Raw genomic sequence first — 26688 nt, 5'->3', positions numbered from 1 at the left:
AGGAATCATCATGAGTGAGGTACGAAACAAGGCCCAGTTAGCCAAAAATGCCGCGCTCCGTATCGGCAGGCTGAACACGGAGGAGAAAAACCAAGCTCTGCTTATCATGGCAGACGCTTTGATCCGGCAGACGGCCGATATTATCGAAGCAAATGCGGAGGATCTTCGCCGCGGCAAGGAGCTCGGCACCTCTGCCTCCCTGCTGGACCGCTTGGCTCTGAATGAATCCCGCATTGAGGGGATTGCCGAAGGATTGCGCCAGATCGTCGAGCTGCCGGACCCGATCGGCGATACCTTGGAAAGCATTGACCGCCCGAACGGGCTGAGTATCGTGAAGAAACGTGTTCCGATCGGAGTCATTGGCATTATATATGAAGCACGTCCGAACGTGACGGTGGATGCAGCCGGGCTATGCTTGAAGACAGGCAATGCAGTCGTGCTGCGCGGCGGCTCGTCTGCGCTTTCCTCCAACCGCAAAATGATCGAGGTGCTTCATGAAGCCATGGAGCGCACGGCACTGCCTAAGGAAGCTCTTCAGCTTATCGAAGATCCGAACCGCTCCTCCGTGGATGAAATGCTGAAGCTGAACGGACTGCTGGATGTCATTATCCCGCGCGGCGGCAGCTCCCTGATCCAGAACGTTGTCATGAACGCCACGGTGCCGGTCATCGAAACCGGCGCCGGAATCTGCCATACCTACCTGGATGCCACAGCACAGCCGGACATGGCTGCTGCGATTAGTATCAATGCCAAGGTGCAGCGTCCTTCGGTCTGCAACTCCATGGAAACCTTGCTTGTCCATGCTGATTACGCCAAGCTGCACCTGACCGCCCTTGCGGAGGAGTTCCGGAAACGGAATGTCGAACTGCGTGGTTGCCAGCGTACACAAGCCTTTGCGCCTTGGGCAGCCTTGGCTTCGTCCGAGGACTATGCAACGGAGTATAACGACTATATTTTGAACATCAAAATTGTGGACCATCTGGACGAGGCCATCGAGCACATCTCAAATTATGGTACGAAGCATTCAGAATGCATCGTTACGGAGAATGAAGATCATGCCAGTCGTTTCTTGCAGGAAATCGACGCAGCGGCTGTTTATCATAACGCATCGACCCGCTTCACCGATGGCTTTGAATTTGGCTTTGGCGCCGAGATCGGCATCAGCACCCAAAAGCTGCATGCCCGTGGACCTATGGGACTGCCCGCGCTTACTTCCTCCAAATATGTTATTATCGGTAGTGGTCAAATACGCGAATAAATCATTCAATTTATCCATGAAGGAGGAAACAACGATGTGCCAATCCCCACAGAACCGCCCTTTAATAGATAAAGCAATTACCTTTTACGGCGCAGGCTCGATGGCAGAAGCGATTGTACGAGGCTTGGTGAGCCGTTCCGTCGTGCTTCCCGAGAATATTACGATGTTGAATCGAAGCAACGCTCATCGTCTTCAGGAACTGAGCGAGCGTTACGGTGTCCAGATCAACAATGACGATGCCGCCAAAATCGAAATTCTCAAGACGTCCCCGGTAATCGTGCTGGCTATGAAACCGAAGGATGCAGCTAAAGCGCTGAAAGAGCTTGGTCCGAAGCTCTCCAGTGATCAATTGATCATCTCCGTGATTGCCGGGCTGTCCATCTACACCACGCAAACATTGCTTGGAAACCAACAGCCCATTGCAAGAACGATGCCGAATACATCCGCCTCCATCGGACTCGGTTCCACGGGAATTGCGTTCTCGAAGGAAATCAGCGAGGAACAACGACAGCTCGTGCTTACCCTGTTCGAGGCCGTCGGTAATGTGACCGTTATTGAAGAAGAGAAGATGGATATCCTGACCGGTATTTCCGGCAGTGGTCCGGCTTATTTCTATTACATGATGGAAGCCATGACGGCAGCCGGCATTCGAGGCGGCCTGTCACCGGAGCAAAGCCGTGAATTGACGCTGCAAACGATCCTGGGCGCCGCCCGGATGGTCCAACAGACCGGAGAGCAGCCGTCATCGCTTCGTGCGAAGATTACGTCACCGAACGGTTCCACGCAAGCCGCCTTGGAAACACTCGATCAAGGAGACTTTTTTGAAACCGTCATTGCCGCTGTAAACCGCTGCGCCGAGCGTTCCAAAGAAATGGGCGCCATGCTGAAGGAGCAAATCTCATGAGCCAATGCATCGCAACTTACCGTATCTACGACGATCAGGCGGATTTTCGTAAAAAAGCGACTTCCATTGCCGTTGGCATGACGGTTGGCAGCTGGACCGAACTGCCGCAGGCCAAGCGCGAAGCGATGCAGAAGCATCTGGGAGAAGTCGTCGATATTCAGGTTAACGAGGGCTGGGAGCCAGGCAGCCGCTATGCGGATGTCAGCATTGCGTATCCCGATATTAATTTTAGCCGCGATATTCCCGCCCTGCTTGTGACCGTCTTTGGCAAAATTTCCATGGACGGGCGCATCAAGCTGACCGCTCTGGACTTGTCTCCCGACTTTCTTAGCGCATTTCCGGGACCGAAGTTCGGCATCGACGGAATTCGCGATATTCTCGGTGTTCACGACCGTCCGCTGCTGATGAGCATTTTCAAGTCGGTTATCGGACTGAATGCGGACGAGCTTAGAGCCCAATTCATCCGTCAGGCACTCGGGGGCGTAGATCTGATCAAGGATGATGAAATCCTGTTTGAGAACGATCTGACCCCGATCGAACAACGCGTACGCATGTGCATTCAGGCCGCTGCTGATATCGAACAGCAGACAGGTAAAAAACTGCTGTACGCAGCCAATTTGACAGGCCGAACCTCGAAGCTGCGGGAGCAAGCACTACGCGCCATCGATGCCGGCGCAAATGCCCTGCTCTTCAATGTGCTGTCGTACGGATATGATGTTCTGCACGAGCTAAGCAGCGATCCGGATATCACGGTCCCCATCGCGGCGCATCCTGCCCTTGCCGGTGCGATTTACCCGTCTCCTTACTACGGGATAGCGGCTCCGGTACTGCTGGGTCAGCTGATGCGGATAGCGGGAGCAGATCTGGTGCTCTTCCCTTCTCCTTACGGATCCGTAACGATGCCAAGAGAAGAGAATCTGGCCATCCGCGACGAACTGCATAGTGCCAAACTCCGTGTGAAGCGCAGCATGCCCGTACCGTCTGCCGGAATTCATCCGGGACTTGTTCCGCGCATCATCCGGGACTTCGGCACCGATGTGGTTGTCAACGCTGGCGGCGGGATCCACGGCCATCCGATGGGAACCGAAGCGGGCGGCAAAGCCTTTGTACAAGCCATTGAGGCAACGATGAAATCCGTGCCGCTCGCCCACTATGCCGAAGAACACGAGGAACTGAAAGCCGCACTGGACATCTGGGGAGGAGAAGTATGACATCAGGAGAGAAACAGCCGATTATTTTTTGCGACTTTGACGGAACCATTACAAATAACGACAACATTGTAGCCATTATGAAGCATTTCAAGCCGGAAGGTTATGAAGCTGTCATGCAGGATACACTTGACCGTTCCATCTCCATTCGGGAAGGCGTGGGCCGCATGTTCGCCCTCTTCCCTTCCTCCATGAGAGACGAAATCACGGATTTCGTCCTTCAGCATGCAGGCATTCGCGAAGGATTCGGAGCATTCCTTGACTATTTGGAAGCCGAACAAATCGAGTTTTTTGTTACCAGCGGGGGGATCGATTTCTTTGTGGATCCGCTGCTGAAGCCTTTTGGCATCCCTGCCGACCATATATTCTGCAACGGTTCGAATTTCGAAGGGGATCGCATTGAAATTACCTGGCCCCATCCTTGCAAGGGATTATGCCGCTACGACTGCGGCATGTGCAAGGTAACCGTAATGGAACGATTCCCTGCTGATCAGTATTACCGGATCCTGATCGGTGACAGCCTTACCGATTTCGAAGGCGCGAAGCAGGCCGATCTTGTCTATTCCCGTTCCACGCTCACCGAGCAGTGCAGGAAGCTGGGTGTGCATCATGTGCCGTTTGAGACATTTACCGATATCCAGGATGACATGAGAAACAAGTTTAAACAGGAGGCGCTGTAAATGGCATTTTCAGATATCCCGCTTGAACAGAAACAGGCGGCGCTGCATGATCTTAAAGAAATCAAGGCGCTGTTTGCTGCAAGAAGCTGGTTCCCCGGCACCAGCGGTAATCTTTCGGTACGCGTTGGCGAGTTTTCGCCAGAACAATTTTATTTTGCAGTAACCGCCAGCGGAAAGGACAAGTCCGTACATACGCCAGAGGATTATTTATTCGTGGATCAGGACGGTGCGCCAAGTGAGGCAACGGGTTTAAAACCTAGCGCGGAGACCTTGATCCACTGCGAGATTTATCGCAAGACCGGCTGCGGTGCCATTTTCCATGTGCACACCATCGATAACAATCTAATCAGTGACTGGTATGGTGAACAAGGTTATGTACCTGCTCAAGGAATCGAGCTGATCAAAGCCTTTAACATCTGGGATGAAGATGCAGCGATTCGCATTCCTGTCCTTCCGAACTATGCCGACATCCCGCGGATTGCCGAATTGGTTCCAGATGCGCTTGACCCTGCGGTACCCGGCATTTTGCTGCGCAACCACGGCATTTATGCTTGGGGAAAAAATGCCTTCGAGGCGAAAAAACACCTGGAGGCGTTCGAGTTTATATTCGAATACTCGTATCGGCGTCTTCTTCTCAATGCTGCCAGTACTAAATAAATCAACCAAGTAACACCATTAGAACTTCAACAAGCCGGATCAGCCGCTTTGACATGTGGCTTGCACCCTGTCTCGACCTGTTTGCAGGGTGCATCCGGCGTTATTTTTTCCGAGGAGCGTGTAGAGGTGCTTGAAAGCTTATCCATTGGCATTGTGTTTATTCTGTACGGGTTGGTCCTCTTTCTTCTTCCACCTAAAAGTTCCAAGAGTTTTTACGCTTATAAAACCACATCATCGCTTAAAAATGAACGGAACTTCAAAGCAGCCAATGCCTACGTCAGCCTGCTGCTGATGGTGTTCGGTGTCATCCTTCTGCTGATCGCCAGGCTTACAGGCCATTTCTTAACCACCGGTATCGCAACTTTCATCGTCTTTATCTTGATCTATATTCTGGTTGAACGAAAACTAAAAAACATCTAAAACGATCCAGATCGTTTTAGATGTTTTACTTTATGTCCTTATATGGATTATAGCCGATTCTGATCATGCTCCGTTAAAGAGAGGGCAGGTATAGGTACCTGCTCAGGCGTTGAATACGTATTCGCGATAAACAAACAGGTTACAACAAACAAAGCAATATACAACAGATAATACAAATTCTTAGCCACGATATCTCCCTCCACGCCTTTTTCAATTATATTAGATCTGCTATCCAGCATCATATTGACTTGTATGCACCGTCTATGTAATGTGCTTTGCCCTAGCTGCTTCGGTCCCTCACGACCACTTTGACCGAAGCCGGCACGGACACCGTCACATCGAACCACGAAGACGATCCCCTGAATGCATAACGGGGTGGATCGTTCAGCTGAACATACAGAATATTACCCGATTGTTTGATTTGAATGAGTGCAGGCAGCCCGGCTTGGCTCCAAATTTCAGAATCTTCCGTCCGCAGACTGCCAAAGATGAGCATCTCATCCGCACTGGAAACATCCTGCCTGATGTTGTGATTGTAACTGCCCTGAACAATGACTTTCTTAACTTCGTCCGGTATGGCCACCTTCTGGTCCGGTATCGGAATCGTTTGCTGTATAGCCATCGTTTCACGCCGAATCTGCTCCATCAACCCAGTTGCACTTAAAGCTGCCATACCAATGCAGCAGAAGGTTAGAAAACCAATAAGGAGAATGCTGAACATATCGTATCTAACCGTATCCTGCTTACGAAAGATTAACGTATACACGACGATTTCCGTGCCTAACAGGACAAATACGATGGGCCACCATCTAACAGCGGAACTGTACACCTCTACACCCTTCCAGGCTGATGACAAGACAAGCAAGCCGAGTATAAGCAGGGAAAGTCCCATGGAGAGTGTACCGACTCTCCACTGCCGGGCAAACTTCGATGGAGGGGCAGCCAAATCGTGAATAGATATATTATTCGTTGTCGGATTCATAATAGGAACGCTCTCCTCTCACAGGTCCTTTTTTCGAACCTGTCATCAGCTTGATTCCGCCCCCTATCAGGAGAACCGCTACGATTACCGTCTTCATCAAGTCGCGGAAGCGGGAATCCACATACGTCGCAAGATACGGCATAACAAAGCTGTTAAACACAAAATAAATCCCCAGAATCAGCAGTCCAAGCCCGAGCCAGCGCTGTTGATGTCCAAGCCCCGAGATGATCGGCCGATCCCGCAGCGGTTCCCTGCCATACCGGCTTACTTGCTGCAGGCCGTCAAAGAACGCATAGAACCAAATCAGCGGAATCAGAAACAGGAACACGGACAGCTTCAGCACATCCAATACATAAATGCTGCCCAGAAACAGAACCATGAGCTGAAGCCCGCGTTTTTGCAGACCCAGATACATTTGCCCGGCTCCAGGGAGCGCGGATAACAGGGTGGCAAACACCTTGCTGCGGCGCCCGCTCTCCCGGCCGCTCTCCAGTTCGTCAAATAGCGTACGGTCCTCCAGCAGCTCCCCGGCCTGTTTGCGGTGAACGAGCTGTACAACATCAAACATGCAGTAGAGCCATATAATGGGCAGCATCCCCAAAAACAGCAGGAATACGGATTCATGGGTCAGTCCTGTCAGAAACAGGAGGATCGTCCCAAGACCGAAAAATGCGATTAAAAACGACAGTCCGCGCTGCATCAAGCCCAGTTGAAAATGTCCCAGGCCCGGAATGAAGGATAATAAAATCGTGTAGAAGCGTTCCGACTCGTCGCTCTTATCCTGACGAATTTCCATGGGTCTGCCGTACTCGTCATGGATAATCGTGACGGGTGTGTACCTGATTAAGGCGACCAGCAGATCAAGCATGCTGATCCCCCAGATCATTAACGCCCCGAGAATCCCCAGGATCAATACCGAATCGGAGTGCGACATGATGCCGAGCAGAAATCCTCCAAACAAACTTCCGAAGAATAATAGTGGATACAGCAGGGCGCGTCCCTTCCTCCCCCAATAATAGTGACCGAGGCCCGGAAGGATATTTAATATGAAGGCGAACCCTTTATTTCGTTGCGGCTGCACTAGGCATCTTCCTTTCGTATTTTCTTATCTGGACAATAGCTGGTCCAGCCAGCCCGTTGTTTTATTCATCAATTGCTCGCTGTAAGAAGGAGTGTTCGATAAGGGAACTTCACCACTGATCTCGCCGGGAAGAAGACGGTCGAATGCTCCGGTAAAGAGGAACAGCATGGTAATGGACGCGGCGAAGGTATAGTGAACGATGGCGCGTTCGTACCAGCGCTTGGGACGTTCCTGAATCTGCGACGGTTCTTTGCGAATGTATGGCTTAACGTGCTCATGATCTACCACCTGATCCGCAAACCCTTCAGGATCTGCCAGATTGGGGAGTTCCGAATCAAGCTCTGCCAGCAATTGCATATATAACTCCAGCACACTGTCATCCGTTAACATGAGCTCTTCATAATACGTTCGTTCTTCAAGTGAACCTTCCCCTCGAATATAGCGTTCAGTCAGCTGTTTAAGCCCGTTGTCCTTAACGTTCATTTCCATTCCTCCTCCTTCCAGGATTTCCGAATCCATTGTCTGGCCCGGTACAGCTTCGACTCCACGGTCTTCACCGTAACGTTCAGCTCGGTCGCAATCTGTTCATAATTTTTCTCATCCAAATAAAAGGCCGTTATAATTTCTCGGTGATTGTCCGGCAGTTGTTCGATCTTCTCTCGAAGCTCTTCTCTTCGCTCCTTATGTATGAGCAGAGAGACCACATCTTCGTCCCGGGAAGGGAGTTTATCCAGCACTTCATCATGTTCACCGGGCAGCTGCTCCGGTGGTTTACGGGAAAGCTTCCTCTTCATATCAATCGCTTTATTTAGCGTGATGCGCGTAATCCAGGTTTTAAACCCTTCAGATCGGTACTGGGGGAGAGCTTTATATACTTGAATAAACACTTCCTGCGACGCATCCTCCGCTTCCTTGGCATCCCGCAAAACCGAGTACGCCGTATGGAACACGTGCTGACTGTAATGGTTCACCAGTTCCCGAAAGGCTTCTTGCTCACCCTGCAGGATGCGCGTGATTAACGTTTCCGCATCAATAGCTCTCCCCTCCTTCCCAAATACAATAGACGTCAGCTTTGGCGGCTGCCCCTGCACTTTTTCAAAAAAATATTTATATCATCAAAAAACGAAGTCCAAATGGCTAAAGCTGGTCCGCTTAGTCTTCCCAAATTCTCCAAACAAAAAAGAACGCCCATCGACGCCCTTTTTTAGAATTGATGATATAGACCGCAACCAGAATGTACAACTTCAAGTTACAGGATCATGCCGCTAAGCACAAAATAAAACGTTCATAACAACGTGCATGACCGTTACGGGGATCATTCCCTGTGAACGGGTAAACACGCCACCCATCATAAAGGCCACGCTATGATTTTATCATACGCCTCTATCATGATGGGATCAACTGGACATTGATTGATTAGTCCACCGGCTGAACCACATTCAGCAAAAATGAACTCCCGTTCAAAAAAGCATGAATATAGGCTAAAGCATAGATCTGCTCACCCTTCAAGCCATCCGTCTCCCTTGGATTGGAGGCGTGATGGCTATAATTCTCCATCATAATCATAATGAAAAAACATTCCAAAGTCCGAATGAAATCTGACTCCAGCTTCCGCACGCTCTTATAACCTTCAATCACCTTATATCGCTGCTTCGGAACTAGTGACAGCATAACCGCCGCCAGATCATAAAGAAAATAACCGAAGCCACATCTGCCAAAATCAATCGGTTGTGGACACTGTCCTGCAAACACGATATTCCCCAAATGTAAATCGGCATGAATGAGACCATAACTTCCATCATGAGCGGTCATAGCGTTAAGCTCTGATAAAACCTTCTCAGCGGCACGCTGATACAGTGCCCAAGAAACTTCTGACATAAAGGTTTCTGCGTATCGCTCCAGCTTGGCAACAGCTGTTCTATAGCTGTCTATCCCCCATGTGGGCCTAGTAAAAGCAGAAGGCCAATCAAAACCGATGGCTGCTTCGTGTAGTCCCGCAATCATAGCCCCAACCTGAAAAGCTTGAACCTCTGTAAGTTTATCGATGACATGCTCGCCATCCATCCACCTCATGATAGTGACATAGGGAGATCGGAATCCTCGGTCCGTGTCGATCTTCATCACTCTTAACCCATTGGAAGCGACTACACCTGTCGGTACTGTGATTCCTGTTGCAATAAGGACATCCAGAAATTGAAGTTCCGATTCGATTTCATTCCTGCTCCATCGGTCTGAATGAATCCGCAACAAATATGTTTCTTCCAAGTTAGTCCGGATTTGATATGTAATGGTATCCGATAGGCCGATAAATTTAATGCCAACCCATTGCAAGTTATAGGACTGAAGTGCAGACATGGCAACCTTCTCAGCTCTTGCAAGCAGTCTACCCCGCTGTTCTTCGTTTTCAAATTGAAAAAAATCATCCATGGTCTCACCTCTCCTTAATTCGTTACAACGTTCCTGACTTATTATACTGGCGCAGTCCTGCCTAGCCTATATAACAAATGGATTGAAAAGATTTTTATTGGCATAGCAAAAAGCCACATCAGAATCGAGTCCAATGTGACTTGTCATTACTTGTTTTTGGTATATACGATTTTTTTGATCGAATCGCAGGATAGACAAAATTGAGAAGAAAGCTCATCGATCGTGGTACCCGAAGCAAACTTTTGCCGGATTTCCAGGTTTCTCGTTTTCAGATATACCCGGCTGCCGGAATTTTCTCCCCATTTCTTGCGCAATCCTTCAGGTTTCGGGATGTACACCATCCCGCCCTGTACATATTTCTGAACTTCCTTTAGCAATTCTTCTGGAAGTATAATATCCGCGTTTATATATTTCATGGTAAGCTCTGCTCCTTAAAATTAAAATAAAGGTTTTAAGGATGCAAAGTCCATTAGATAAACGGCCTCTCTACACGAGGTAATCAGGCGGCAACTTTCTTATCGCTCCATGCAAACAACCGCCGTTGTTCATCAAATAGACTTTGCATAGAGCTCATCTGCAATCTTCCCTTCATAATCATGCCCCTCCCTTCAAAATAATGACATTCCGACTGGTTATGACCATTATAACCGATCATACGCCGAAATCGAAATGAAGTTGTTCATGTTCCCGGTTTCCGCCCTTCTTCAAACCACTATACGTGTAAAAGATTGCATCAGCTCTTTCACCGTTTTGACATAATGGGTTGGCTGGCATGCCGTCAGCTTGTCCTCTGATCCATATCCATAACCAACAGCCATACTGTGTACCCCGCAGTTAAGGCACCAATCAGATCATGCTTCCGGTCTCCAATCATCACGGCATCCGAGGTTTGGATATGGCATCTATCCAGAACGTACTGGATAACCTCGGTTCTGTTGGATCGGGTTCCGTCAAACTCAAGTCAAATCCTTGATCTGCAGAAGATCACTGATGATATAAGTAGGACGATGATGATCATGCAAAACCTTGCCTCGACGATTATAATAGCAAAAATCAATGCCGGCACGCGCAGCTCCTTCATAATCATCCGTGAGTGAATCCCCTATGTACAATACCTCACTCGGACTTAACGCCAATTCCCTCAAGGCCATCTCAAAAATCAACGGATCCGGCTTCCAGCACTTCACCTCGTCCGAGATGATAAAGGAGTCAAAATAATGAAACAAGCCCCCTGTCGTAAGACGCTGGCGCTGTGCTTCACCTATGCCATTGGAAATCACTCCAAGCGCAAATTTTCCATGCAGATGCTCCAGAATCAAATCGGCGTTAGGCTCCTTATGATCAGAACCGCAAAAGAATCCCCAGTATGTTTCCGAGATCTCCCTGAACTGATTGAAATCCCGCTTCAAACCCAGAAAGGTGTCCGTGAACGAATGCTCCAGCACCTGTCTGATGTCGTGATTATTCCGGGTGCGGTTCATCCAGTATTGGAAGTTAATCGGACCAAAGACACTCCAGAACTCATCCCAAGTCAGATCCTCATGCAGTCGGTAATGTTCAAGCGCTTGCTGCATACACGTCTGCTCGCTCTGATTGTAATCCAGCAGCGTGTTATCCAGATCAAAAATAATGGCTTTATATTTCATGTCTCTCTCCTCACATCCGGTTGCAGTAAATAGATGAATTCGCTGATGCAGGAATATTCTCCTGCTTCTGATAGCTCCTGTCTGCACATCCCATTTTCAACTATATAAAAAAACAGCCATCAATCCAATCAAATAGCGGATAACAAAAAAAGCACGTCCATATGGACGTGCTTCATCTATCTTCCGATATTCCTGAATTTCTGCGTATAAGCTTTGGCATCCTGCGCGGTGCGTACACGATTGCGGCTCCATTCGAGCAAGATACGGTCGATATAGCGGAAATGAAGCTTGCCCGCAAATACCGCTTCCTTCAGAGCTAACAATATCAACTCGTCCGGATATCGGTCCGCATCGACCCAACCGGAGATGGTCTCCAGCTCCATGGGCGATAAGGGACGGCCGAACTCTTTTTCGAATATCGAGAACAAATTTCGTTCTTCCTTCTCAGGCGTTGACTTCTCCGAGTCCGTTCCTTTGCCGGAAACCGGACGGGCATTTAATAGCGGGGACGCAAACGTGGTTCCATCAGCGCTCATCTCCTTGCCCTCTTCAGCCAGGCAAGAAGCGAGCCTCTCATACAATCCATTCAGATTGTAGCGCTCATAATGAATCCCCTGTGTCTCGTCCACATACTCATCAATGCCGAGCAGCCCTTCCTTCATCAAGCGCTGCAGGCTTGTGGCGATGAAAGAAGCCGGAGCTCCCGTTACGTCCGAAAGCTCCTCCAGCGAAGGAAACGTCTTGAACTCCACCTGCTGATATCCGATCAGATGTATGAGCAGCATTGCTTCACGGTCGCTTAAACCGATGGAACGATAATACCGAAGCAACGCGTAAGGGATAAGGGTCATCCCTTGGCTCATGCCGGCAGCTGCGCCCGCTGTCCACCCTTTCACGCCTGTGTCAGCGTTGCCGTGGTCCATAGACTCACCTCTCACAGCTTACGGGTACAACCGGTACAAGGTCCGTGGGAACGGAATAGTCTCACGTACATGATCCAAACCGCAAATCCAGGCAACGGTACGCTCCAGACCTAAGCCAAAACCGGAATGAGGGACTGTACCGTATTTACGCAGATCCATGTACCATTGATACGTTTCCATCGACAGCTCATGCTCTTTGAAGCGCTCTTCAAGCAGCTGCGGATCGTCTATCCGCTGCGAGCCGCCGATAATCTCGCCATAGCCTTCCGGTGCGATCATATCCGCACACAGCACCACTTCAGGACGATTCGGATCCGGCTTCATGTAGAATGCTTTGATCCCTGCCGGATAGTGTGTTATAAAGACCGGCTTATCATATTTCTCCGCGATAGCCGTTTCGTGTGGTGCTCCGAAGTCCTCACCCCAAGGAATATCGAAACCTTGCGTATGCAGGAATTCAATTGCCTCGTCGTACGTAATTCGAGGGAATGGTGCCTGTATCGCCTCAAGCTTGGAAATGTCGCGACCGATCGCCTCAAGCTCCTGACGGCAGTTCTTGACTACGGATTGCACCACATAACTAATGAACTGCTCTTGTACCTGAAGGCTCTCCTCATGGTCTGTGAAGGCCATCTCAGGCTCAATCATCCAGAACTCGATCAGGTGACGACGGGTTTTGGATTTCTCGGCACGGAACGTAGGACCGAAGGAGTATACCTTACCGAGTGCCATAGCAGCGGCCTCCATGTACAGCTGTCCGCTTTGCGTCAAATAAGCATCCTCTTCAAAATACTTCGTATGGAACAGGTTTGTTGTCCCCTCCGCCGAAGTTGGTGTCAAAATCGGAGGATCCACAAGGGTAAATCCGTTCGTGTCAAAATATGCTTGAACCGCACGGATGATTTCGGCGCGGATCACCATAATTGCCCGTTGTTTCTGTGTGCGAAGCCACAGATGACGATGGTCCATCAAATAATCGACACCATGCTCTTTAGGGGTAATCGGATAGTTTTCCGTAAGATGAATAATTTCAATGCCAGTAACCGTCATCTCGTAACCCGACTGACTGCGCGGCTCTTCACGTATCACACCCGTCACATACAAAGAGCTCTCTTGTGTCAGGCTTTTCGCGTCATCCCATACCTGCTCGGATACTTCGCTCTTCACAACAACACCCTGGATATATCCCGATCCATCGCGAAGCTGCAGGAACTGAATCTTCCCGCTGGAACGCTTGTTGTTAATCCAGGCGCCGATCGTGACGGTCTCACCGACATGCTGGTTGACGTTACGAATCACACTTTTGGTGGCCATGCTTAAATCTCTCCCTTATATCACTACTATTTAACGGTTAGAAGCTTGTACGATACGATGCGTATCCCGAGCAATAACCAATTCCTCGTTGGTAGGAACTACGAGAACCTCTACCTTGGAATTCGCCGTTGAAATACGACGCGGCTCGCCGGAACGAATGCTGTTCAGCTCCTCATCCAATTCTACTCCGAGATAGGTAAGCTGCTCAAGCACTCTTTGACGAAGAACGATCGAATTCTCGCCAACCCCCGCGGTAAACACGATAACGTCCACACCGTTCATTGCCGCAGCATATGAACCGATGTATTTACGAACACGATATTCATACATATCAAAAGCCAATGTCGAATTCGGATCGCCCTTCTCCATGCCTTCCGTGATCTCGCGCATATCGCTGCTGATTCCGGAAATCGCCAGCAGTCCGCTGTGCTTGTTCAACATCGAGTTTACTTCATTGACCGTCAATTCTTCCTTGTTCATGACAAACGGAACGATTGCAGGGTCCAAATCACCGCTGCGGGTACCCATCATCAGACCTTCCAGCGGGGTCATGCCCATGGAGGTATCGATAGATTTCCCACCTTTAACAGCTGTCAGGGAAGCGCCGTTGCCGATATGACAGGTAATGATCTTCAAATCCTCGAGCGGGCGGTCCAGGAACTCTGCTGCTGCCTGGCTGACATAAGCATGGGATGTTCCGTGCGCACCGTAACGACGTACTTTGTATTTATTATAAAGAACTCTCGGAATAGCGTATAGATACGATTTTTCCGGCATGGTTTGGTGGAATGCCGTATCAAATACAACCACCTGCGGCACGCCCGGCATATTCGTTTCTGCAGCCTTAATTCCCATCATGGACGCCGGATTATGAAGCGGAGCCAAGTCAAACAAACGGCGAATCTCGGCTTTTGCATCGCTATCTACAAGCGCGGACGCTTTGAAAGATTCACCGCCATGGACCACGCGGTGACCGACAGCCTGAATGTTCTCGATGGAGTCAATAACACCATGTTCTTCATTCGTCAGCATGCCAAGCACCTTGCGGATGGCCGTTGTATGCTCCAGAATTTCGCTAACCTCGGTTACGTCCTGTTTTCCGGTCGGCTTATGGGTCAATATGGAGGAATCCATACCGATCCGCTCAACCAGCCCTTTGGCCAGTACGGATTCATCTGTCATGTTGTACAATTGATACTTCAGTGAAGAGCTGCCTGCGTTAATTACGAGAATATTCATACCCGGTCACCATCCTTGTCGTACTTGAAAAAGCCTTCTCCGGTTTTGACGCCCAGTTGTCCTGCGCGAACCATTTTCTTCAAGACAATCGATGGACGGTATTTCAGTTCGCCATACTCGCGGAACATCCGCTCCAGCGCCGCAAGAATGGAATCGAGACCAAAGCGGTCTGCCATCTCCAGCGGCCCGTGCTGGAAGTTATAACCGATTCTCATCGCATCGTCGATATCTTCTGCCGAAGCCACGCCTTCTTGAAGCAGATGCATCGCTTCATTGATGAGGAGCGTGATCATGCGTGTTGTAACGAAGCCTGGGGATTCATAAACCATGATGCCTTTTTTATCGGAAACTTCCTCGACAAAGCGTTTCGTTTCCGTGAACGTATGATCGGAAGTTTTCAGACCGCGGATAATTTCAACCAGATCTACCTTGGAAACAGGATGTATGAAGTGCATGCCAATAACACGCTCAGGATATTTGGTAGAGCTGGCGAGCTCCGTCAAACTAAGCGTGGATGTATTACTTGCTAATATCACATGGCTGGGACATACTTGATCCAGCTGTGTAAACACTTCTTTTTTCGCTTCCAAGTCCTCTATAATGGTCTCAATCACCATATCGCAGGTGCTAAGCTCGGCAAAATGAGTTACTTTTTGAATCCGGTTCAGTATCAGTTTCTTCTCTGCTTGGGTAATTCCCCACTTCTCCAGCTGTTTATCTAGACTGGTCTCAATCATTCGGTATGAATAGTCCAGTTTCTCTGGAGTTTTCTCTACGAGCAGTACGTCAAGACCCTTTGCAGCCAGCATCTCCGCAATGCCCTGTCCCATGGTCCCGCCGCCTACAACGCCGATTTTTTTGAAGTACATGGTTTCTACTCCACCCTTTCCTTATCTCTATACTTTATTGTACCCCATTTGTCGAAAAATACAGTTTAGAGCACAAAGTATAATAATATCTTAGCACGACAAAAAAGTAAAAAAAAATAACCAGCATAACAATTTATGCTGGTAAAAGCGCGTTTTCACGAAATTGACAACGAAATTGTTCTCCCGAGAGGATTTCTTCCTTCAACAGGATGTCAAGAGAATTGTCGAATACTGGCCGATTCTGTTCCAAGAGGCTTTTCGTTCGGTTCATTAACTCTTCCAGAATCATATTATTCTCTTTCATTAACTCTTCCGTAGTTACCATATTCATATTGATGATGCCGAGCGCCGTCAGTCCTGACTTCATCATCGTCTCTACGATGTTAAGCGATTGCTCAAAGTCATTGCTGGAGCCCGTGCTTCGGCCCCCGTAATAAATCTCCTCGGCGGCAGCACCGCCAAGCGCTATCATAATCTGCTCTTCCAGGAACGCCTTGGTATACAGGTATTGTTCCTGTTGCGGATTATGCCTAACATAACCAAGTGCTTTACCACGCGGACTCAATGCTACTTGCTTGACACTGCCGGGACGCACAAGCTCTGCCATAATAGCATGTCCCAATTCATGGATGGCAACGCGCTTCTTCTCTTCGAAATTCGATTCTCGGTCCGAGCGTTCACCCATCATCACTTTGTCAATCGCCATGGATAAATGGCGCTGATGGATAAACTGCTCATTCTCACGCATCGTATAGATTGCAGCTTCATTCATGACACTCTCCAGCTGTGCGCCGGAAAAGCCATAGGCTTCCTCCGCGATTTTGTCCAAGTCGACATCCTCATGCAGCGGCTTGTTACCCGCATGGAGATTCAAGATATGTGTACGCCCCTTCTTATCGGGCAGATCCACCTGAATATGGCGGTCAAATCGTCCTGGACGCAGCAGTGCACTATCCAGCATTTCTTTGCGGTTCGTAGCAGCTATAACCAGTATACGCGGAGTATCCTGAGAATAAATGCCGTCCATTTCAGTTAACAGTTGATTCAGTGTCTGGTCATATTCACGCTGCTGGCCGCCTTCACGCTTGCCGCCAATCACATCAATCTCATCTATGAAAATGATCGCATTTTGTTTGTTTTCTTTTGCAGCGCGGCTTCTGGCATCCTTAAACAGATCCCGGACACGACCGGCACCAACCCCGACATACATTTCAACAAACTCACTGCCGGATGCAGCAACAAAGATAGAATCCGTATAATGGGCAGCGGCTTTGGCCATCAGGGTCTTCCCTGTTCCCGGAGGCCCGGTAAGAAGAATGCCCTTCAACGGACGAATGCCAAATTTCTTAATATCTTCATGACGAATGAGAAAATCCAGAGCCTCGCGGAGTTCTTGCTTGGCATTATCCTGCCCGCCGATTTCTTCGAATGTCAGTTTGGCCGGTCCGCTCTTCTTTCGCTTGCGTTCATTACCAGCCCCCACCGCGATGCCGCCCTTCATCTTTGCAATAAACAGTAGCGTACCTACGAGGGCCGCAGCAATAAACAGAGGCACGACGTTGACGCCTACAAACACGAGGAATACCAACAAAACCGGGATAAAACCCAGCATGATCTCTTTAGCCAGTTTAGGCATGGTTCCAAACCCCCATTTTACCCGGTTGACGCGGCAAGATAATAAATTTACCAGACTTCCCATCCGACAAGCTGACATAAACATTGGTGTCATCAATGGTTGCTTTCGCTTTTAAGTTCGTGGACTCGCCAGCCAATTGCTCAAGCGAAGATTGGATATCGGTGTACTGCTTGTTGTCCATCGCTTCTGCAACGGATAACATCGCCTGCTCCCACCATTGGTCCAGCGCTTCCGAGGAATGCTCCTCCACCTGGATTTTCAGCTCACGCTGCCCAATTACAGATTTGCCTTCTTGCTTTATATGCTGCACAAGCCCCTGCAAATTCGTTTCCGGAGCCAGATCAAGTTTCAAAGTAACCGTATCCTGTTTAATATCTATATGAGAACTCTTCACACCATCATACTGCGAAACAACATTTGCTAGCGGGTTATGCTGTGCCATCTGCCGATACAGAAACCATCCACCAAAGAGGACCGATGCTGAGATCACGACAGTCAGCACGATAGGTACAATGCGTAGTTTCATGAAGTTCCTCCTTAAAATCTTATATAGTTTTTGTCTATCATTTTCTTTGTATATAATGACATGTAACAACGATATAATACGATGCATGTAGTTTGTATGCTTAATTTGTACAAATATGAGTATATCACATTTTATATACTTTTTCATGCGTATCTGTGAAAATATTTAGAACAGTTTTTCCATTTTATTTATTGTAAACGTTGTCAATTGTTGTGAAAAAAAGAGGCATCCCGAAATTGATAGGGATGTCTCTCTTTATTTTTCTACTATTGATTTGGAAGAATAATGTCATTGCCGATCGGATTTCCATCTTGGAAACGATAGAATCGATAGCCCCGCTGACCATTGCTTTCGTACTGGAGCTGCCATACAAACTCATTTTCATACATACCCGGCAGCAATCTCTTAATGGTTGCTCCTGGCAAATCATTGTGAATCTGATCCAGTATCTGTGCTTCTGACATTCCGGAACTCAATAAGACAGACTGCACCGCATCGGCACCGTCAACCGGTACATTATCATCGGTGAATTTCACCCAGACCATTCGGTCCTGATTGTCTTTATCCTTGCCGCTGACAACCCAGTAATTGTTGTCCTCGCCCCACACCGATTTATAGGTCTTTCCTGTCGAAACCAAACCGCCATGCTGTTTGGAAGCGTTGATTGCCATTCTCTCTTCATTCCAAGTGTCCTTCATGACATGCGAATAGTAGAGCTGCAGACCTAGCAGCAAGAGCAGCACTCCGGATACACTTAGCAATATCCACTTCGTTTTTTTCTTCAATCCGTCTTCCTCGCTCCCCTTGATTATTCCCTAGAGGGTTGTAAGACGCTCAAATGCAGACTGGGCTTCCCGGCGAATACGTTCCTCGTCGAGGGTAAGGCTGGCGCCATTTTTCACTACCTGCTTGCCGTCAACCCATACATGCTCTACATCCTTTGCACTGGCTGAATAGATCGCATGGGACACATAATCGGTTCGAGGAAGGAAGTGCGCCTGATCTGTATTCAACGCGATCATATCCGCCTTCATGCCGACGGCAAGTGTGCCTATATCTTCAATGAAAGCCGATTTGGCTCCATACTCCGTACCCATCCGTAGTGCTTCGGCTGCTGGAATGGCCGTAGGATCACCGCTTACCCCTTTATGGATCAATGCAGCCAGACGCATCTCTTCAAACATATCCAGATTGTTATTGCTCGCTGGTCCGTCGGTACCCAGGGACACGGTAACGCCGGCTTTCAGTAGTGCAGGCACGCGCGCTATACCACTGGCAAGCTTCAGATTACTGCCTGGATTATGAGAGACCGCGACTTGATATTTAGCCAAAATCTCGATCTCTTCATCAGTCAAATGGACGGCGTGCGCCAGAAGTGTAGGACGAGAGAACATGCCCAGCTTCTCCAGATGCGCAACGGGACGGAGTCCGTAGTCATTCACATTCTGGGCCACTTCCGTGTCCGTTTCCGACATATGTGTATGCAGCGGCAGATTCAAATCATGGGATGCTTGGACGAATTTTTCAATTAGATCCGGTGGACACGTATACGGTGCATGCGGCGAGAGCATCGTTGTGATTCTGCCATCGGCTTTGCCGTGCCAGTCCTTCGCAAATGCAACCGCCTCATCCAGTTTTTGCTGCTGAACCTCAGGCGGACATAATCCGATAACGCCACGGGTCAGGACACCGCGCATTCCTGAATCCTCTACCACCTTAGCAACCTGGTCCATGTGATCATACATATCCACAAAAGTTGTGGTTCCGCCCTTGATCATCTCCAGCACGGAAAGAGAGGCTCCCCAGTAAACATCATCGGCCGTGAATTTGGCTTCCATCGGCCACATTTTTTCCTGCAGCCATACTTGCAGCGCCAAATCGTCTCCATAACCGCGGAGCAGTGACATGGCAGCATGTCCATGGGTATTTACCAAACCAGGCAGGAACAACAGATGTGTGCCGTCGATAATCTCGGTTCCTTCCTCTACCGGCGGCTGTTCCTCACCAAGATAGGTAATGCGGTCATTCTCAACAACCATGTATCCACGAAGAACGGATCTTCCATCCTCAAGCACAGCAAAAGTACCGTTCTTAACCATCCACTTCGTTGTCGTCATGTGAAGCTTCCTCCTTACCGTTGTCCAAATAATAAGCCAAGCTCTGCAAATCGGTTGTAAAATCGGCCGTATGAATACGGATATGAGGTGGAGCTTTCAGGATGGTTGGCGCAAAATTCAGAATCGCTTCGATGCCTGCTGCAATAAGCTGATTAGCTACGTTTTGCGCCTCAAAATCCGGAACGGTAATAATCCCGATACGAATGCCGTATTCATGTACGGTTTTCTCAAGCTCTTCCATCGGCTGAACCGTCAAGTTGTTGATTTTCATACCAACTTTGGGGGAATATGAATCGAAAATAGCCACAATCTTCATATTATCCTTCAGGAATGCATTGTAATTGGATAATGCATGTCCAAGATTACCGGCTCCAACCAATGCTACATTAATCTTCTGGTCCAGCTTCAGAATCTGGCGAATCTTCTCAATCAAATAGGAAACATCATACCCGATCCCTTTCCGTCCAAAATCACCGAAATACGCCAGGTCCTTACGAATTTGAGCAGGATTCAGATCCAGTTTCTGCCCCAGCTCCTGGGATGAAACAGTTGAGACCTCCCGCTTCTGAAGCTCATTCAAATAGCGCAAATATACAGGTAATCTGCGGACCACGGCTTCCGAAATTTTTTCCGATTTCATGCATGCTCCCCCTAGTAAAGGTTAATAACTACATCTCTTGCATTTTCATTCTTCGTTTAGCTATCATTCATCGGTTTGGTTATCTGCCCCAACCTCGACCTCTTCCTGAAGCCATTCCGAGATGCGTGGAACAATTCCCTCTGTCGGCATATGCTCCATCTTAGGTCCTGGCAAGGAATATAAGAAATATTTCCCGTAATAGGATTCAATCACCCGGGTATCGTATACAATCACGATCCCTTTATCCTGTGCCGTCCGGACCAGGCGGCCAAACCCTTGCTTGAACCGAATAACCGCTTGCGGAACGGAAAGCTTCATGAAGGGGTTCTTTTTCTGCTGCTGCAGCAGTTCACTCTTGGCTTCCACCAGCGGATGATTCGGCGGCTGGAAAGGCAGCCGTACAATAGCAAGACAGGTCAACGCCTCGCCCGGAATGTCGACCCCTTCCCAGAAGGAGCTGGTGCCAAGGAGCACCGATGCGCTGCTCTCCTGGAAGCGTCGAATCAACTTGGTTCGACTGGTCCCGTCCATTCCTTGCCCCAGCACCGCAATGTCGCTTAATGCCAATGCTTCCTTCAGTGGCTCATGCACCTGACGCAGCATCCGGTAAGAGGTGAACAGAACGAGCATCCTTCCATGGGTAGCGATCGCCGTTTCGGCCAGTGACTGCACAAGTGTGTTCACAAAGAGGGCATCCCCGACCGATCCCTTCACGCTCGGAAAATCACGCGGAACGACAAGCAGCGCTTGTTCTCTGTAATTAAACGGAGACGGCAGCTGAACCGTGTTCAGATTACCGGCGTCAGCCGCTTCCTGAAGACCCAGATTCTCGATCATGAACTGGAACGATTTATCCACCGACAAGGTAGCCGATGTCAGAATGACGCTTTGTTTTTTATCAAAAAACAATTCCTTTAAATGAGTGCTTACATCAACAGGCACTGCATAGAGCTGCAGCGATTTACTGCGGAAATTGCCATTAGCCTCCATCCAGTATACCGTACCCTCATCATTAAGAGCCATGAAGGAGCGCAAGTCCTCACGGTGAGCAGCCAGGTCTTTAAACAGTCCGGACAGATCCGTAAGCAAGCTGTCTGCACTGTAATCATCCAGATCTTCCTTCATTTCAGCAATCAGCTTGTCACCCTTGCGCACAACGTCACCCAGGGTCACATGAATCTGATGCTCCAGCTCGGCCAGCGATTGCCAATCCTTCGGTTTCTTGAGAGGCGATAACCGAAGTGAGAATTGGCCCGCGTCTCCTGGAGATGCATCCCCGCGTTCCGGCAGCAGCGCAAACAGCTGATCGCTGAGACGATCCCAATTTTCTTTGGCCGTGATGAGATCTGGATACATACGGTCAATGACAGAAGACCATTCTACGGCCTTCTCATGCGGTGAAGCCTGAAGCAGCTGGCGAAGCGCGGGAAGCTGTCCGCTGCGGCTGTCCTTGTACATCCGGGTCAACGTATGCACAACCGTAAAATATTTCATTTGCAAGCCAAGGTGCTTGCCCGCAACGTCCTCAAGATGATGTGCTTCGTCAATGACGAGGCGTTCATAACTTGGCAGCAGCTGATGATTGGCTTTAACGTCAGTGAACAGCTTCGAATGGTTCGTAATGACCACGTCGGCAACGCCCGCTTCATGTTTGGCCCTGTGGTAGTAGCATTTGCGGAACCATGGGCAGGCACGTCCAAGACAGGAATCCGAATCGCTGGAGATCGTCTCCCAGAAATCTCCGCCACGGCCGCCGAGGTTCAGTTCTTCATCGTCGCCGTTTTCTGTCTGTGTCAGCCAGACCAGCATCTGCGCTGCAATGATCACATCTTCCTTCGGCGAATGAAAATCTCTTCTATTTATTTTATGTTCAAATTTTCTCAAACACAAATAATGTCCTCTCCCCTTAAAAATAACTGCTTTAAAGGGAAAAGGAACAACCTGAGTGAGCAGCGGTATATCCCGGTCACGCAGCTGTTCTTGAAGATTGATTGTATGCGTGCTGACCATGACCTTCTGTTCCTGCTTCACACTTTGATAGATCGAAGGCAGCAAATAGCCGAGGGACTTCCCTGTTCCCGTGCCTGCTTCAATCAACAGATGTTTATTATCATCCAGTGCCTGCATCACTTCTTGGAACATCATATCCTGAGCGTCTCTGCTCTCGTAATGAGGCAGCGTTTCCTTCAGACGGTCCCGGACATCGCTCATGTACTGTTCGAAGCTCACATCAGCCAGTGGGTTCGGCTCCGATTCGTCCCTTGCGGGTGCAATATCGTTCCAATCATCAACAGCCAGCGCAAACTGGCGATAATACGTATGGGTATCTCCGCCCTGTACAGCTTGGAATTCCCGTTCCGCCCGGATTCCGTCAAAGAACCAGGCCAAATCGCTATCCTCATCAGCAAAAAGATCACTTAACCGTTGAATGGTCAAGAGCGGAAGCTCATCGATCTCCTCCAGACATTTCAGCAGCGCATAGGCCGTTGCAAGTGCATCGCTGTCCGCTTGATGCGGACGGTCATGCTCCAGGCCGAAATGGGAAGACACCATTCCAAGCTGATATGAAGAAAGCGAAGGGAAGCATATTTTCAAGAAGTGCATCGTATCTAGAATCCGACCGCTGAACGGTAAATAGCCACAGCGATCGAGTGCATTTTGCAAAAAATTAAAATCAAAAGCTACGTTATGCCCAACCAATACCACATCGTCGAGCATGGGCACAAGTTCCATCATCATTTCCTCTAGGGATGGAGCGTCCGCTACATCGCTGTCAGAAATACCGGTCAAACCGGTGATAAACGGAGGGATTGGAATCCCGGGATTGACATAAGTGCCGTACACGCGGGATATACTTCGATCCTCTTCGATGATGGCCAGTCCGACCTGAATAATCTCATCTGCAGACTGGTTGCCCGTGGTTTCAAAATCCAATACGGCAAATTTCATTCGACTAAATCCCTTTCCTCCAGACTAATTAACAGCATACCAGAAGTTGCGGGTTTTGAACATTCCGGGTAAAAAATCCCCTCATCCTCCCCTTCCTGCTTCACACGGCAAAAAGCGATGCCAAAGTCTCTTTAGAATGAGCTCTGGCATCGCTTCTTGTTAGGCTTTTTCTTCTACAGCAAAGAGATCAGTTGGCTGCCGTACTGAAGTTCACCGCGGTTCTTCTTGCAGACCTCCAGATTAATAATGGGATCGGGCAGAGTCGGATCGCTGTGAATTGCCAGTGCGAAATTTTCTTCGGCCTTCCCTTGTTGTCCATTCAATACCTCGATGCATCCAAGTGCATTGTAGATCATCGCCCGGAGCTTCTTGTTATCTGCCAGCGGCAGAATGGACATCAATACATCAGATGCCTGAGCTGTCTGCCCCATATAAAGATGGGACATCGCAATGTACAGCTTGATCAGAAGGCTCTCCGGAAATACCACAGCGGCAGCCCCAAACTGCTGTATTGCCGGCTGGAACATCAACAACTTGTAATAACCTTGGCCACGGATAAAAGCATCAAGCTGCAATTCAGGCGCTTCGGTCGGCGGAAAAACCGGGGGTGATACGGCATTTTCGCGGAAAATGGCCATCTTCTCTTCAAATTGGAGCCACTCCTCGATAATTGCTTCACTCATGCTTTTGAGCATGTTCCAGTTTTGTACCAGCGCCTGTTTTTGGGGACCTTGTGCAGAAGGGTAATGCTTCACAATTTCATCTAACATGTTGTTCATTTCAGCGAATACATGTTGAAACATAGCTGCATCCCACCCTTAGCGGAAAAATGAGATCAGTGCATCGACCTGAACTCATTTTCTGTAGAAGTCGGTCTTTTCATCCCTTTGGGCTTCCGTCACATTTTGGCTCTTAGAGAACCGCCGCGTGGACTTCGCGATACTCCGTCGTAACCGGCTTATTCATTTCGTCGACAATCACAACCGTAGGCGTATGATGGTCGTATTCCTCTTTGGACATCATGGCATAAGAAATGATAATTACATTGTCTCCAGGCTGAACAAGCCTTGCTGCGGCGCCGTTCAGGCATATAACCCCGCTGCCGCGTTCGCCTTTGATAACGTACGTTTCCAAACGGGCGCCATTGTTATTGTTCACGATTTGAACTTTTTCATTCTCCAGCAAGTCTGCAGCCTCCATTAAATTTTCATCAATGGTAATGCTGCCCACATAATTCAGATTGGCTTCCGTCACCGTAGCCCGGTGGATTTTGGATTTCATCATCGTTCTAAACATGGGATCCCCCTACTTTTGGTTGGATTAGCGCATTGTCAATGAGACGAGTTCTGCCGAAGCGCACAGCCAGCGCCATAATTACCGGGCTGTCTCCATCAACCATACGATAAGAATCTTCCACTGGAACAAGTTCCGGGAATGTGAGTAATTCTGCATATTCAATATCGGCCAGTGGGGAACGGGATATATATTCTCGAAGATGTGCACGGATCTCTCCTGCCGTTGCCGCCTGCCCTTGCTGGATTGCCTCCTGAGCCGTCCGCAGTGAACCTGACAGCACAAGAGCCTGTTCCCGCTCTTCCGGCTTCAAATACACGTTCCGCGAGCTCAGGGCCAGACCGTCGGCTTCACGGATGATGGGACAGGGCACGATGGTGACATCCATGTTCAAATCCCGTACCATTTGTTCAATGACAGCCACCTGCTGCGCGTCCTTCATCCCGAAAAAGGCGTAATCCGGTTTTATGATATTGAACAGTTTACTGACAACGGTGGTTACGCCGTCAAAATGCCCGGGGCGGGATGCTCCGCACAATAAAGACGTTATTTCCGCCACGGAAATCTTGGTTTTTGTTGGCTGCGGATACATTTCCTGTACAGCTGGAATGAACACCACGTCTACGCCTTCCGATTCCGCCAATGCCACATCACGCGCTTCATCTCGCGGGTAGGTTTCGAAATCTTCACCGGGACCGAACTGTATCGGATTGACGAAGATGCTGATGACCACCGTTCCTGACATTTCACGTGCTTTACGCATCAGACTGGCGTGTCCTTCATGCAAATAGCCCATCGTCGGCACAAGACCTACCGGTCCGTAACCGGATTGCTGGCGATCCTGAATTTCGGATCTCAATTCCGCAATTGTGCGAATCACTTTCATGAAGTCGTGCCCACCTTTTCCTTGGTACCGCCATATAATGTCGTTTCTACCACTGCTTTAGTCTCTGTTTTGAACACATGCTCTTCGGCCGGGAATGAGCGGTCCTTCACTTCCCTAACATACTGTGAAATGCCATCGCGGATGATGGTTCCGACATCAGCGTAGGTTTTAACGAAGCGTTTGTCCCGATAAGGGGACGCATATTTCAATATATCATGGTATACCAGTACTTGACCGTCACAATAACGACCGGCACCAATGCCAATGGTTGGTATGCTCAGCACTTTGGAAATTTCGGCTGCTGTTTCTTCCGTCACCAGCTCCAATACAACTGCAAATGCACCTGCGGCTTCAAGTGCCTTCGCGTCATTCATGAGCCGCTCGGCATCACGAGCATCCTTGCCTTGTATGCGATAGCCGCCAATCTGATTCACGGATTGAGGCGTCAGCCCGATGTGCCCAAGTACCGGAACACCGGATTGTACAATACGTTTGACGGTATCGGCGATTTCTTCGCCACCCTCCATTTTCACGGCATGCGCATGGCCTTCCTGCATCAACCTCCGAACGCCTCGCAAGCTTTCATCAATGCCCCCATGGTAGGTCATAAACGGCATGTCGGCTACGATAAAGGTCTCTTCCGCCCCCCGAGCAACCGCGCGAGTATGGTATACCATATCATCCAGCGTTACAGGAATCGTTGAATTGTAGCCCAGCACTACGTTGCCAAGCGAATCGCCTACCAATATCATATCGATATCTGCTTCCTCCGCCAGCTTGGCAGAAGGATAATCGTACGCGGTCAGCATCGTAATCGGTACGCCCTTCTTCTTCATGTTTTTCATTTTTACAATGTTTAGTGCTTGTTTGCCTGCCATTGTGACACAGCCTCCCTGTGTAATCTAGTTAAACACAATAAAAAAAACCTTTTAGCACGACCGCTAAAAAGTCCGAAAGGCAAAAAAGAGTCACTCGCGATCGTCCCTTCTGTCTCGGTCCTTTCGGCTCAGAGCAGAATCCAACGTAACCGGCA

The 26688-nt window shown here is 49.0% G+C and carries 29 protein-coding genes; 6 read left to right on the top strand and 23 right to left on the bottom strand.

Annotated elements, in window-relative coordinates; all coding sequences use genetic code 11:
* Positions 1–10: 10 nt before the first annotated feature.
* From M2277_RS12620 to M2277_RS12595, 6 genes are all read left to right on the top strand, one after another.
* Positions 11–1258: a glutamate-5-semialdehyde dehydrogenase gene (locus M2277_RS12620; RefSeq protein ID WP_280754854.1), complete on the top strand. Its 1248-nt coding sequence runs from the start codon at positions 11–13 to the stop codon at positions 1256–1258.
* A gap of 34 nt (positions 1259–1292) precedes the next feature.
* On the top strand, positions 1293–2162 hold the full coding sequence (gene proC / locus M2277_RS12615; RefSeq protein WP_006209546.1) for a pyrroline-5-carboxylate reductase: 870 nt from the start codon (positions 1293–1295) through the stop codon (positions 2160–2162).
* A complete protein-coding gene (locus M2277_RS12610) occupies positions 2159–3373 on the top strand; it encodes a 2,3-diketo-5-methylthiopentyl-1-phosphate enolase (RefSeq protein WP_006209545.1) in 1215 nt (404 codons plus the stop codon). The genes proC and M2277_RS12610 overlap by 4 nt, the downstream gene beginning before the upstream one ends.
* A complete protein-coding gene (locus tag M2277_RS12605) occupies positions 3370–4050 on the top strand; it encodes a 2-hydroxy-3-keto-5-methylthiopentenyl-1-phosphate phosphatase (RefSeq protein WP_280754853.1) in 681 nt (226 codons plus the stop codon). Before M2277_RS12610 ends, M2277_RS12605 begins: the two co-directional genes overlap by 4 nt.
* Positions 4051–4707 (top strand): methylthioribulose 1-phosphate dehydratase, encoded by a 657-nt coding sequence (gene mtnB / locus M2277_RS12600; protein ID WP_148247627.1) that lies wholly within the window; start codon positions 4051–4053, stop codon positions 4705–4707.
* 126 nt (positions 4708–4833) lie between these two features.
* Positions 4834–5127 carry an SdpI family protein gene (locus M2277_RS12595; protein WP_036636917.1) on the top strand — a complete coding sequence of 98 codons (294 nt, stop codon included), beginning with the start codon at positions 4834–4836 and terminating at the stop codon, positions 5125–5127.
* Between the two features lie 47 nt (positions 5128–5174).
* Here the strand turns inward: M2277_RS12595 and M2277_RS12590 are convergent, their stop codons facing one another.
* The 23 genes from M2277_RS12590 to panB all read right to left on the bottom strand — a co-directional run bounded on the left by M2277_RS12590 (position 5175) and on the right by panB (position 26533).
* A complete protein-coding gene (locus tag M2277_RS12590; protein WP_164481448.1) occupies positions 5175–5315 on the bottom strand; it encodes a hypothetical protein in 141 nt (46 codons plus the stop codon).
* Positions 5316–5407: 92 nt separating this feature from the next.
* Positions 5408–6109, bottom strand: a complete 702-nt coding sequence (locus tag M2277_RS12585; protein WP_280754852.1) for a hypothetical protein — start codon at positions 6107–6109, stop codon at positions 5408–5410.
* On the bottom strand, positions 6090–7190 hold the full coding sequence (locus tag M2277_RS12580) for a DUF6677 family protein (protein WP_036636915.1): 1101 nt from the start codon (positions 7188–7190) through the stop codon (positions 6090–6092). Before M2277_RS12580 ends, M2277_RS12585 begins: the two co-directional genes overlap by 20 nt.
* 24 nt (positions 7191–7214) lie before the next feature.
* On the bottom strand, positions 7215–7673 hold the full coding sequence (locus tag M2277_RS12575) for a hypothetical protein (protein ID WP_076152915.1): 459 nt from the start codon (positions 7671–7673) through the stop codon (positions 7215–7217).
* A complete protein-coding gene (locus M2277_RS12570; protein ID WP_006209537.1) occupies positions 7670–8281 on the bottom strand; it encodes an RNA polymerase sigma factor in 612 nt (203 codons plus the stop codon). Before M2277_RS12570 ends, M2277_RS12575 begins: the two co-directional genes overlap by 4 nt.
* A 325-nt stretch (positions 8282–8606) precedes the next feature.
* On the bottom strand, positions 8607–9617 hold the full coding sequence (locus tag M2277_RS12565) for a phosphotransferase enzyme family protein (protein WP_280754851.1): 1011 nt from the start codon (positions 9615–9617) through the stop codon (positions 8607–8609).
* A 146-nt stretch (positions 9618–9763) separates the two neighbouring features.
* On the bottom strand, positions 9764–10033 hold the full coding sequence (locus M2277_RS12560) for a CD3324 family protein (RefSeq protein WP_006209534.1): 270 nt from the start codon (positions 10031–10033) through the stop codon (positions 9764–9766).
* Positions 10034–10395: 362 nt separating this feature from the next.
* Positions 10396–10494, bottom strand: a complete 99-nt coding sequence (locus M2277_RS12555; RefSeq protein WP_280754850.1) for a hypothetical protein — start codon at positions 10492–10494, stop codon at positions 10396–10398.
* 79 nt (positions 10495–10573) lie between these two features.
* Positions 10574–11263, bottom strand: coding sequence for an HAD family hydrolase (locus M2277_RS12550; protein ID WP_006209531.1), 690 nt, complete (start codon positions 11261–11263; stop codon positions 10574–10576).
* A 176-nt stretch (positions 11264–11439) separates the two neighbouring features.
* Positions 11440–12186: a DnaD domain-containing protein gene (locus M2277_RS12545; protein WP_063479196.1), complete on the bottom strand. Its 747-nt coding sequence runs from the start codon at positions 12184–12186 to the stop codon at positions 11440–11442.
* Between the two features lie 18 nt (positions 12187–12204).
* Positions 12205–13500 (bottom strand): asparagine--tRNA ligase, encoded by a 1296-nt coding sequence (gene asnS, locus M2277_RS12540; RefSeq protein ID WP_006209529.1) that lies wholly within the window; start codon positions 13498–13500, stop codon positions 12205–12207.
* Positions 13501–13530: 30 nt separating this feature from the next.
* The gene (locus M2277_RS12535; RefSeq protein WP_280754849.1) at positions 13531–14739 is read right to left on the bottom strand and encodes an acetate/propionate family kinase; all 1209 of its coding nucleotides are present in this window, start codon (positions 14737–14739) and stop codon (positions 13531–13533) included.
* Positions 14736–15608, bottom strand: coding sequence for a 3-hydroxyacyl-CoA dehydrogenase family protein (locus M2277_RS12530; RefSeq protein WP_006209527.1), 873 nt, complete (start codon positions 15606–15608; stop codon positions 14736–14738). Before M2277_RS12530 ends, M2277_RS12535 begins: the two co-directional genes overlap by 4 nt.
* Positions 15609–15741: 133 nt before the next feature.
* Positions 15742–17244: an AAA family ATPase gene (locus tag M2277_RS12525; protein WP_280754848.1), complete on the bottom strand. Its 1503-nt coding sequence runs from the start codon at positions 17242–17244 to the stop codon at positions 15742–15744.
* Positions 17237–17770 carry a hypothetical protein gene (locus tag M2277_RS12520; RefSeq protein WP_006209523.1) on the bottom strand — a complete coding sequence of 178 codons (534 nt, stop codon included), beginning with the start codon at positions 17768–17770 and terminating at the stop codon, positions 17237–17239. Before M2277_RS12520 ends, M2277_RS12525 begins: the two co-directional genes overlap by 8 nt.
* Positions 17771–18036: 266 nt before the next feature.
* Positions 18037–18555, bottom strand: coding sequence for a cell wall elongation regulator TseB-like domain-containing protein (locus M2277_RS12515; protein ID WP_006209522.1), 519 nt, complete (start codon positions 18553–18555; stop codon positions 18037–18039).
* Between the two features lie 30 nt (positions 18556–18585).
* A complete protein-coding gene (locus M2277_RS12510) occupies positions 18586–19887 on the bottom strand; it encodes an amidohydrolase (RefSeq protein ID WP_036636901.1) in 1302 nt (433 codons plus the stop codon).
* A complete protein-coding gene (locus tag M2277_RS12505; protein WP_006209520.1) occupies positions 19862–20527 on the bottom strand; it encodes a redox-sensing transcriptional repressor Rex in 666 nt (221 codons plus the stop codon). The genes M2277_RS12510 and M2277_RS12505 overlap by 26 nt, the downstream gene beginning before the upstream one ends.
* Positions 20528–20590: 63 nt before the next feature.
* Positions 20591–23476 (bottom strand): ATP-dependent DNA helicase DinG, encoded by a 2886-nt coding sequence (gene dinG / locus M2277_RS12500; RefSeq protein WP_280754847.1) that lies wholly within the window; start codon positions 23474–23476, stop codon positions 20591–20593.
* A 173-nt stretch (positions 23477–23649) separates the two neighbouring features.
* Positions 23650–24279 carry a hypothetical protein gene (locus M2277_RS12495; RefSeq protein ID WP_006209518.1) on the bottom strand — a complete coding sequence of 210 codons (630 nt, stop codon included), beginning with the start codon at positions 24277–24279 and terminating at the stop codon, positions 23650–23652.
* Between the two features lie 109 nt (positions 24280–24388).
* Positions 24389–24772 carry an aspartate 1-decarboxylase gene (gene panD / locus M2277_RS12490; protein WP_006209517.1) on the bottom strand — a complete coding sequence of 128 codons (384 nt, stop codon included), beginning with the start codon at positions 24770–24772 and terminating at the stop codon, positions 24389–24391.
* Positions 24765–25655 carry a pantoate--beta-alanine ligase gene (gene panC, locus M2277_RS12485; protein ID WP_036636896.1) on the bottom strand — a complete coding sequence of 297 codons (891 nt, stop codon included), beginning with the start codon at positions 25653–25655 and terminating at the stop codon, positions 24765–24767. Before panC ends, panD begins: the two co-directional genes overlap by 8 nt.
* Complete coding sequence (panB, locus tag M2277_RS12480) at positions 25652–26533, bottom strand: 3-methyl-2-oxobutanoate hydroxymethyltransferase (RefSeq protein WP_280754846.1); 882 nt, start codon at positions 26531–26533, stop codon at positions 25652–25654. The genes panC and panB overlap by 4 nt, the downstream gene beginning before the upstream one ends.
* Between the last annotated feature and the right edge of the window lie 155 nt (positions 26534–26688).

This window comes from Paenibacillus sp. LBL, from assembly GCF_029893715.1.
GTDB classification, from domain to species: domain Bacteria; phylum Bacillota; class Bacilli; order Paenibacillales; family Paenibacillaceae; genus Paenibacillus_AQ; species Paenibacillus_AQ glucanolyticus.
Note: the sequence above shows the minus strand (reverse complement) of the source record. Positions and strands in the feature narration are given on the sequence as shown.